At 71.4% G+C, this 8,865-nt stretch carries 11 protein-coding genes and 1 pseudogene; 10 read left to right on the top strand and 2 right to left on the bottom strand.

Translation table 11 applies throughout. The annotated features are described in order from the left end of the window. Positions 1-92: 92 nt before the first annotated feature. The 5 genes and pseudogenes from HW130_RS23140 to HW130_RS36125 all read left to right on the top strand — a co-directional run. Positions 93-1,898, top strand: coding sequence for a gamma-glutamyltransferase family protein (locus HW130_RS23140; protein WP_177151576.1), 1,806 nt, complete (start codon positions 93-95; stop codon positions 1,896-1,898). 91 nt (positions 1,899-1,989) lie between these two features. Further along, positions 1,990-2,187, top strand: coding sequence for a hypothetical protein (locus tag HW130_RS36110; RefSeq protein ID WP_256356264.1), 198 nt, complete (start codon positions 1,990-1,992; stop codon positions 2,185-2,187). Next, a complete protein-coding gene (locus tag HW130_RS36115; RefSeq protein ID WP_309140535.1) occupies positions 2,172-2,372 on the top strand; it encodes a hypothetical protein in 201 nt (66 codons plus the stop codon). Before HW130_RS36110 ends, HW130_RS36115 begins: the two co-directional genes overlap by 16 nt. 265 nt (positions 2,373-2,637) lie before the next feature. Then, complete coding sequence (locus tag HW130_RS23150) at positions 2,638-2,970, top strand: hypothetical protein (RefSeq protein ID WP_177151577.1); 333 nt, start codon at positions 2,638-2,640, stop codon at positions 2,968-2,970. 525 nt (positions 2,971-3,495) lie between these two features. Beyond that, positions 3,496-3,737, top strand: a pseudogene (locus tag HW130_RS36125) (SMP-30/gluconolactonase/LRE family protein); the annotation flags it as partial. A 62-nt stretch (positions 3,738-3,799) separates the two neighbouring features. On the opposite strand, the gene HW130_RS23160 reads toward HW130_RS36125, so the two are convergent. Then, positions 3,800-4,642, bottom strand: coding sequence for a hypothetical protein (locus tag HW130_RS23160; RefSeq protein ID WP_177151578.1), 843 nt, complete (start codon positions 4,640-4,642; stop codon positions 3,800-3,802). Positions 4,643-5,176: 534 nt separating this feature from the next. Between HW130_RS23160 and HW130_RS23165 the strand changes: the two genes are divergently transcribed. The 4 genes from HW130_RS23165 to HW130_RS36130 are packed head-to-tail and all read left to right on the top strand — an operon-like array spanning position 5,177 to position 6,833. After that, complete coding sequence (locus HW130_RS23165; RefSeq protein WP_177151579.1) at positions 5,177-5,758, top strand: hypothetical protein; 582 nt, start codon at positions 5,177-5,179, stop codon at positions 5,756-5,758. Positions 5,759-5,812: 54 nt separating this feature from the next. Next, positions 5,813-6,178, top strand: a complete 366-nt coding sequence (locus HW130_RS23170; RefSeq protein WP_309140536.1) for a phage holin family protein — start codon at positions 5,813-5,815, stop codon at positions 6,176-6,178. Continuing rightward, positions 6,154-6,651, top strand: a complete 498-nt coding sequence (locus tag HW130_RS23175) for a DUF3618 domain-containing protein (RefSeq protein ID WP_256356265.1) — start codon at positions 6,154-6,156, stop codon at positions 6,649-6,651. The genes HW130_RS23170 and HW130_RS23175 overlap by 25 nt, the downstream gene beginning before the upstream one ends. Then, complete coding sequence (locus HW130_RS36130; protein ID WP_256356266.1) at positions 6,630-6,833, top strand: hypothetical protein; 204 nt, start codon at positions 6,630-6,632, stop codon at positions 6,831-6,833. Before HW130_RS23175 ends, HW130_RS36130 begins: the two co-directional genes overlap by 22 nt. Before the next feature lie 165 nt (positions 6,834-6,998). Here HW130_RS36130 and HW130_RS23180 read toward each other — a convergent pair whose 3' ends face one another. Further along, on the bottom strand, positions 6,999-7,433 hold the full coding sequence (locus HW130_RS23180; RefSeq protein ID WP_177151581.1) for a CBS domain-containing protein: 435 nt from the start codon (positions 7,431-7,433) through the stop codon (positions 6,999-7,001). Between the two features lie 204 nt (positions 7,434-7,637). Between HW130_RS23180 and dnaK the strand changes: the two genes are divergently transcribed. Then, a partial coding sequence (dnaK, locus tag HW130_RS23185; protein WP_177151582.1) for a molecular chaperone DnaK occupies positions 7,638-8,865 on the top strand: 1,228 nt, incomplete at its 3' end.

Genomic DNA, 8,865 nt, shown 5'->3' on the forward strand with positions numbered 1-8,865 from the left:
AGCGGCTGCGGGGCAGTGGCCTGTGGGGTCCCGCCGGCTCCGGGCCCCCACAGGCCGCTGCACCGCACCGCGATCAGAGGGAGCCGCCGAACGTGTTCACCACCCGACCCACCCTCCAGGGCACCTTCGGCATGGTGTCGTCCACCCACTGGCTGGCCTCGCAGTGCGCCATGGCCGTCCTGGAGGACGGCGGCAACGCCTACGACGCGGCCGTCGCCGCCGGCTTCGTCCTGCACGTCGTCGAACCGCACCTCAACGGCCCCGCCGGCGAGGTCCCGATCGTCCTCGCGCCCGCAGGCGGGCCGGTACGGGTCCTGTGCGGCCAGGGCCCTGCGCCCGCCGCGGCGACCATCGGCCACTACACCGCACTCGGCCTGCACCTCGTGCCGGGGACCGGGCCCCTCGCCGCCGCCGTTCCCGGCGCGTTCGACGCGTGGATGATCCTGCTGCGCGACCACGGCACGAAGTCCCTCGCCTCGGTGCTGACGTACGCCATCGGGTACGCCGAGGCGGGCCACCCGCCCGTCGAGCGCGTCGGGCAGACGGTCGAGACCGTGCGCCAGCTGTTCACGACGGAATGGACGTCCTCCGCCGAGGTCTATCTGCCCGGCGGGCGGCCTCCGGCGCCCGGACGGCTCCTCAAGAACCCGGCCCTCGCCGCCACATGGCGCCGGCTGCTCGCCGAGGCACAGGCCGCCGGGAGCGGCCGCGAGACGCAGATCGACGCCGCCAGGCGGGTCTGGCGGGAAGGGTTCGTCGCCGAGGCGCTCGCCGAAGCAGCCGCCCGCCCCACCCTCGACACCTCCGGCACCCGCCACGCCGGCGCCCTCACCGGCGACGACCTCGCCGCCCACCGCGCCACCTACGAGGACCCGGTCACCTACGACTGGAACGGCTGGACGGTCTGCAAGGCCGGCGGCTGGTCCCAGGGCCCGGCGCTCCTGCAACAGCTGGCCCTGCTCCCCGGCCGGCTCCCCGCGTACGGCAGCGCCGAGTACGTCCACACCCTCGTCGAGGGCGCCAAACTCGCCATGGCCGACCGCGAGGCCTGGTACGGCGACGCCGACGGCCCCGGAACCGTGCCCGTCGAGGCCTTGCTGTCCGACGCGTACAACACCGAGCGCCGCGCACTGATCGGCGACACGGCGTCGTACGAGCTGCGCCCCGGCAGCCCCGACGGGCGCACGCCCCGGCTGAGCCGGCACGCGCTCGCCGTCGCGGCGGGCGGGCCCGGCCCCGACGCCACGGGCGTCCCGGGCGCGGGCGAGCCGACCGTCGCCGGGAACGGCGCAACGAGCGGCGACACCTGCCACCTCGACATCGTGGACCGGTGGGGCAACATGGTCGCCGCCACCCCCAGCGGCGGCTGGCTCCAGTCCAACCCCGTCGTGCCGTCCCTCGGCTTCCCGCTCGGCACGCGGCTGCAGATGACCTGGCTGGATCCCGGCCTGCCCAACTCTCTCACCCCCGGCCGTCGCCCGCGCACCACCCTCACCCCCTCGCTCGCCCTGCGGGGCGGCGTACCCGTCATGGCCTTCGGCACCCCCGGCGGCGACCAGCAGGACCAGTGGCAACTGCACTTTTTCCTCGCGGTCGCGCTGCGGGACCCGGTACGCGGCGGACTCGACCTCCAGGGAGCGATCGACGCGCCCAACTGGCACACCGACAGCTTCCCCGGCTCCTTCTACCCGCGGCAGATGCGACCGGGCGGCGTCACGGTCGAGTCCCGGATCGGACCGGAGGTGACGGAGGAGCTGCGCCGCCGCGGACACGACGTCTCGACCGGTGAGGCGTGGTCCGAGGGCCGTCTGTGCGCGGTGTCCCGCGACCCGGAGACCGGCATCCTGTCGGCGGGAGCCAACCCGAGGGGGATGCAGGGGTACGCGGTGGGCCGCTGATCCCGGCGCGACGTTCCGGCGTCGCCGATGATGGGCACATGCACAATGCGCCTCCTCGGCGGCCGGTCCCGTGACACTCAGCGACGCGTGGATGGCCGTCGCTGCGGCACGTCTGGGCGCCATGGCCGGGATGCTCGCCGACTCCGTGCTCGCGGGACTGGGCCCGCTGCCGCCGCAGGAACGCGACCGCCTCCTGGAGACAGTGGTCGCCTACTGCCGGACGGGGTCCGTCTCGGCGACCACGCACGAGCTGTACTGCCACACCGGAACACGGTGCTCAACCGGCTGAGCCGGTTCTCGGAACTCACGGGCTACCAGCCCACCGACCCCGTCGACGCGGCGACCGCGCTCTTCGCTCTGCGCGCGGCGGGCCCGCCTGACGGACCGTACGCCCCGCTGCCCGAACGCGCCACCCGGGCCCACTGCGGCTCCGAGCAGTATCGGTGCGGTCCCATCCCCTTGTGCGCAAAGTGATTTGTGCCGTTTGACTTTCATCTAGCGGTATGCCTAGTTTAGGAGCAGATTGAACGATTCCGAGGGGCGGATTCCCCGCCGCAGGGTTGCCCGATGCCGCGCGTTCAGCGCGTGAGCCGGTGGTGGCGCTTCCAGCCACCCGGCACCGACGTACCGGGTCCCCTATCGCGAACGCATCATCTTGCTGCACCTCTTGTGCTGCTTCTTGCGCTGCTTCGCCCCTGCGGGCCATCGGCCCCGTCTACGCCCCGGAAGGAAGCACATAATGAGGGCAAAGACGACCAGGATTCTCCAGCTCTTCGCCGGCCTGTTCGCAGCTGTGGCTCTCGCCTTCGGCGGAGCCGGCGTTGCGAGTGCCACCGATTCGTCGCACTCGACTTCGTACGAGGACTGCGCATACGACTACTGGGACCGTCACGGCGACAACTGCGATGACGGCGACGGCCGCGGAGGCAACGGGAACCACGACGACAACGGCGACGGCCGCGGAGGCAACGGGAACCACGACGACAGCGACGACGACGGCCGTGGAGGCAACGGGAATGGCCAGGACGACAACGGCCACGACAATGGCGACAGGGGCAGTGACAGCCACTGATGCCTAGGAGTTGACGACGCATCAACGGTGCCGCCCAGTCGGGCCGGGTTCGGTGAACCCCCCGTCCGGCTGGGTGGGCATGTGCGCTGTGCCGCAGTGGACACAGACCGCCCGGCCGACGTCGCTGCCGATCGTCATGCGAGATCATCGCGTCGGCAGCACGTCCACCTCTCCAGCCCCGAGGTCGTCCCCGCATCGCTCTCCGCGGGCGTCACGTCCCTGGTGGGCATGGGCATGGGCATCGGCGGCGTGTGGGACGTGGGCGCCAACCCGCGTACAACCTGCACAGCCTCATCGAGGCGTGGCGTGACACGCCGGTCAACGTGGCGTTCCTCGCCCGTGGCTCGTCGTCCTCGCAGGAACTGCTGGAGCGCGCCGTCCTGGCCGGAGCCGGCGGGTTCAAGATCCACGAGGACTGGGGCGCGGCGCCCCGGATCGTCGACACCTGCCTGGGCGTCGCGGAACACCGCGACCTGCCCGTCGCCCTGCACACCGACACGCTCAACGAGTCCGAATACCTCGCGCGTCTGGGGCGCTCTTTGGGACGGCGCCCAGGTGCGCAGGCACAACCCGAACGGGCGTCTGGACCGCACTCTTCACCTGCCCGTGCGCCGTCCCACCGCCTGCGCCTTCGGCGGCGCGGGCCTGCGCGGCCTGTACATCACCACCGCGCGCACGGTCCTGCCCGCCCGCACCCGCTCAGTGGTTCCCTGCTCGTCGTGCCGGACGCGGGGGAGGGGACGGCCGCCGCCGCGTCCGGCGGCTGACCACGGTGTACGCGTCCGCCCGCAACGGCCGGGCCACCGCCCGGCCGTTGCGCAGGCCGATGTCAGCCGGTGGGCGCCTGGTAGAGGCCGCGGCCGGCGCGGTGGGCGCGGGAGGTGGCGACGAGGCGGTCCAGGGTGCTGCGCACGGTGTTGATGGCGCCCGCGCTCTCGTCACGGCCGAGAGCCTGAGCGACGTCCCGCGCCCGCAGCGGGGTGCCGGCCTTCCCGGACAGGATGGCGATGACCTGCTCGGTGAGCCCACTGGTGTCCTGTGCGACCGTGGCAGCCGCCTTGCTCGGTGCGTCCTGCTTGCCCTTCGTGGCCTGCTTGTCCAGCGCGGCCCTCGTTGTCTTCGTGGGCTTCGCTGCGGGCTTTGCGGTCTTGGCGGCCTTCGCGGTGGTGCGCTTCTTCGCCGGCCGGCGCGTGGCCGCCTGCGGAGCAGCGGCCTTGGGCGCGGCCTTCCTCTTGGTCCGGCTCGCGGCCTTGCGGGGCGTGGGAGAAGCGGTCTCGGCTCCGTCCGCGGGTGTTGTGGTGTCGGTGGTGTCGCTGTCAGGGCCGACGTCGGCGGACTCCGCAGCCGGAGCGGGCTCCTGGGCCGGTTCGGGCAGCGGTGCGGATTCCTGGGCGGGCTCCGGCGCGGGCTCGTCCGTTGCGGTGGGGGCCGGCGGTTCGTCGGCCACGGTCGCCGCGGCTTCGGCCTGCTGCTCCGAAGCACGGGGCCGCGGCACGGTCGTGGCAGCCAGCGCGCTGAGCGCCGACAGGGCGCTGCGCACGGATTCGAGCCGCTCGGAGACCACGGCGAGTTCCTTCTGGAGCGCCACCTGATGCTCTTCGAGGCGGGGAAGTTCAGCCTGCAGCAGTGCGGTTGTTGTTTCGATGGTGTCTGTGCTGGGTGTCGTCGGCATGACGCCCTCCTGGTGAGTTGGGGGGTGTGGCGTTCGGGTTGTTGTGTTGCAGGGTACGGCCGATGTTGCGCGGCGGTCACCTTTCCGCAACATCCCCTTTCGCACAACGCACGACGGAGCAGGAAGTCACGATCCCAACGACGTCTGCTTCCATGGCAGTTCGCCGAGTGGTCGCGGGCCTGGGCGAAGACCGCGCCTGCGAACATTCGTTGCCCCTCTCGCGTTCGCGGTTCCTGTTGTCGTTCAGTCGGCCTGTTGTCCCCGCCGCTTCGGCCTCGGCGCAGGTGATGCCCCCGTGGGGCGGCCGCCGACGGGGCTGCACCGGGCCAGGTCGCCGCAGGTCAGCCCACGGAGGCCGATCCACCTGGTCCGCGTTTCGGTCTGCAGGTGTTTCACGGGCATACGGGGTGGTACCCACGGCCCCAGGGAATCCGGAGGCGCCGTCCCGTCGCCCGGCCGGGCTTGCGGCCCGGGTGACGGCCCGCGAGAGGCGGGGTACGGCGCGGAATCCGAGACCTGAAGGAGGAATGATCCATGAGCGATGTCGGGCGTGCACAACAAACGGGACAGGCCGCCAGGGAACAGGCGTCGGCCACCGCCGGTCAGGCCGGCCAGGCGGCCGGCCAGGTGGGCGGGGTCGCCGCCGAGAAGGCCAGGAATGTGGCCGGCCAGGCCCGTGAACAGGCCGGTACGGCGGTCCGTGACCTCCAGGGGCGACTGCGGGAGGAGGCACGCGGGCAGACCGAGCGGTTCGCCGGGACCATGCGTCAGTGGGCCGACGACCTCGCGGGGCTGGCCGAGAACGCGCCGGGGGACTCCCCGGCCCGCAGCATGGCGGCGCAGGCGGCGGACGGCGGCCACCGCGCGGCGGACTACCTGGACAAGCAGGGCCTTGAAGGACTGTTGGGCGACCTTCAGAGCTTCGCGCGAAGGCGGCCGGGAGCGTTCCTCGGCGGAGCGGTGCTCGCGGGACTGGTGGTGGGCCGCCTCGCGAAGGCGGGGACCCAGCAGGGCCGGTCCCCCGACCGGCAGCCTGCGGCACCGGCCCGCGACGAGGCGCCGCTGCCGCCGGCAGCCGCACCACGTGTCGGGCTGCCGGGCCCTCCGGGGGTGTGACCCATGTCCTCGATCTCATCGCACTCGGCGCGGCCGGGTACACAGGACCGGTCGGTGGGCGAACTTCTCACGGCCGTGACCTCGGACGTGCAGCAGTTGTTCCGGCAGGAGGCCGCGCTGGCCAAGGCGGAGGTCCGTGAGGAGGCGGCCAAGGCGGGCAAGGCCGCCGGGATGTACGGAGGAGCCGGGTTCGCCGGCTCCATGGTGGCGTTGTTCGCTTCGCTGGCGGCGGTGTTCGGACTGGCCAACGTGATGGACGCCGGCTGGGCGGCACTGATCGTCACCGGCGTGTGGACGGTCGTCGGTGCTGTGCTGTTCGTGAAGGGCCGCGCGCGCATGCGGCAGGTGTCGCCGAAGCCGGAGCGGACCGTGGAGACACTGAAGGAGGATGCGCAATGGGCACGTCACCCGACCGAATGAGGGCCGAGATCGAATCGACCCGGCGGCAGCTGTCGTACGACGTCGACGAACTGGCCGACCGCACCAGCCCGCGCCGGATGGCACGACGCCGCAGTCGCCGCTTGCGGGGCGCGCTGTCCGGAGCACGCGACCGCGTGATGGGCACCGCATCGCACGCCACGAGCCGCGCTCAGGGCGGTTTGCACGAGACCGCCCAGTCGGCACAGGAAAGCGCGGGCCAGGCGGCGGACACCGTGCGCGACGCGGCCGGACAGGCGGGCGACGCGGCGAAGAGGGCCCCCGAGCAGGCCATGAGGCAGACACAGGGCAACCCGCTGGCGGCCGGACTGATCGCTTTCGGCGCAGGGCTGCTGGCAGCATCGCTGCTGCCCGCCTCAGAGGCGGGCAGCAGTCCGCCGCCCAGCTGTCCGAGCAGGCCGGGGACGCGATCGAACCGGTCAAGCAGGCCGCCGTGGAATCCGCGCAGCGGCTGAAGGAGGACGCCACACAGGCCGCACAACAGGCAGGCGAGCAGGTCAAGGAGACGGCAGCCGAGGCGGCGCGCACGACTGGGGAAGAGGCACGTGACCGGGCCGCACAGGTCGGCGAACAGGCCCGGGATTCCGGGAAGCAGGTCGCGGACGAGGCCCGCGGGCAGAGCCCCGGCACCATGTGAGGGCCACGCGGGGTTCCGGGCGACGGCACCGTTGCGCAGGCGGGCGCCTCCTTCCCCGGCCTGCGCAACGGTGCACCGGCGGCCGACCTGCACAGCAGGAGGGCCCGGCCACCGGCCTTGCCCGGCCCTACGGGTCCGCAACGTGACGGGCTGTCGGGCGACTCTCTACGTGGTCGCGTAGACGTGGGTCGCGAACTCCGCGATCTGTTCGTCGCTGAGGTTCTTCGCGACGTTGGCCTCGGTGATCATCCCGACCAGACGGTGGCCGCCCGCGACATCGATCACCGGCAGGCGCTTGATGTGATTGCTCTCCATGACCTCCAGGACCTCGGAGGCTTCCGCCTCGGCGTCGATCCAGTGCAGGGTCCCGCCCAGCGAACCGGCCTGAACGGTCGCCGGGTCGATCCCCTCCGCGCAGCATGTGACGACGATGTCGCGGTCGGTCACCAGGCCGATGAGCCTGTTGTTGTCACCGCAGATGGGCAGGCATCCGACGTTCAGATCCCGCATCATCCTCGCCGCGTTGTGCAGCGAGTCGTGCGCCCCTACGCAGTGCACTCCGCTCGTCATGATGTCTCGGGCTCTCAGCTGTCCGGCCATGTTTCCTCCCGGTCTCGTCAGCGTGTTCCGCCCACACTTCGATGAGACCACGCCCCGCGCCAGGGTGCTCCCGGGCACAGCGCCCGGTCCCGGGCGCCGGAGCGGCCGTCGCAGCCCGGTCTCCGTCCCGGGCCGGTCTTGACTTGATCGGAGACAGGATTTACGCAGGACATACCGGCAGTTCCTGTCTCCGAGGAGGCTGCGATGACACGAGCAGTGGGCATCGATTTGGGAACGACGAATTCCGTGGTCTGTGTCCTGGAAGGCGGCGAGCCGACGGTCGTCACGAACACCGAGGGCGCGAGGACCACGCCGTCGGTCGTGGCGTTCGCCAAGAACGGCGAGGTGCTCGTCGGGGAGCTCGCCAAGCGGCAGGCCGTGACGAACGTGGAGCGCACCGCCCGGTCCGTCAAGCGGCACATGGGCGAGGGCGACTGGCACTTCCCGGCGTCCGGAGACATCGACGGCAAGCGGTACACCGCCCAGGAGATCTCGGCCCGCGTGCTGCAGAAGCTGAAGAGGGACGCCGAGGCGTATCTCGGCGAGGACGTCACGGACGCGGTGATCACCGTCCCGGCGTACTTCAACGACGCGCAGCGCACCTCCACGAAGGAGGCAGGGCAGATCGCGGGTCTGAACGTCCTGCGGATCATCAATGAACCGACGTCCGCCGCTCTCGCCTACGGCCTGGACAAGGGCAACGACCAGACGATCCTCGTCTTCGACCTCGGCGGCGGCACGTTCGACGTGTCGCTGCTGGAGATCGGCGAGGGCCTGGTGGAGGTGAAGGCGACCAACGGTGATACGCACCTGGGCGGTGACGACTGGGACGAGCGGATCGTCGACCACCTGGTGAAGCAGTTCAAGAACGGCTACGGCGTCGACCTGTCCAAGGACAAGATGGCGTTGCAGCGTCTGCGCGAGGCGGCCGAGCGGGCGAAGATCGAGCTGTCGTCGTCGACCGAGACGGCGATCAACCTGCCGTACATCACGGCGTCCGCCGAGGGGCCGCTGCACCTGGACGAGAAGCTCACCCGCGCCCAGTTCGAGCAGCTGACGGCGGATCTGCTGGAGCGCTGCAAGGCTCCGTTCCACAACGCCGTCAAGGACGCGAAGATCAAGGTCTCCGACATCGACCATGTGATCCTGGTCGGAGGTTCGACCCGTATGCCGGCGGTGACGGAGCTGGTGAAGGAGCTGACGGGCAAGGACGCCAACAAGGGTGTGAACCCGGACGAGGTCGTCGCGATCGGCGCCTCGCTCCAGGCCGGTGTCCTCAAGGGTGAGGTCAAGGACGTCCTGCTCCTCGACGTGACCCCGCTGTCCCTCGGTATCGAGACCAAGGGCGGCATCATGACCAAGCTCATCGAGCGCAACACCACGATCCCGACCAAGCGCTCGGAGGTCTTCACGACGGCCGAGGACAACCAGC

This window comes from Streptomyces sp. PKU-EA00015 (assembly GCF_013387495.1).
Classification (GTDB): Bacteria; Actinomycetota; Actinomycetes; order Streptomycetales; family Streptomycetaceae; genus Streptomyces.

Excerpts from the sequence above, each read along its gene's own strand:
- HW130_RS23160 (WP_177151578.1), bottom strand. The coding sequence starts at position 4,642 with ATGCCGACGACACCCAGCACAGACACCATCGAAACAACAACCGCACTG.
- HW130_RS23175 (WP_256356265.1), top strand. The coding sequence starts at position 6,154 with ATGGGCACGTCACCCGACCGAATGAGGGCCGAGATCGAATCGACCCGG.
- HW130_RS23165 (WP_177151579.1), top strand. The coding sequence starts at position 5,177 with ATGAGCGATGTCGGGCGTGCACAACAAACGGGACAGGCCGCCAGGGAA.
- HW130_RS36110 (WP_256356264.1), top strand. The coding sequence starts at position 1,990 with ATGGCCGTCGCTGCGGCACGTCTGGGCGCCATGGCCGGGATGCTCGCC.
- HW130_RS23180 (WP_177151581.1), bottom strand. The coding sequence starts at position 7,433 with ATGGCCGGACAGCTGAGAGCCCGAGACATCATGACGAGCGGAGTGCAC.
- HW130_RS23150 (WP_177151577.1), top strand. The coding sequence starts at position 2,638 with ATGAGGGCAAAGACGACCAGGATTCTCCAGCTCTTCGCCGGCCTGTTC.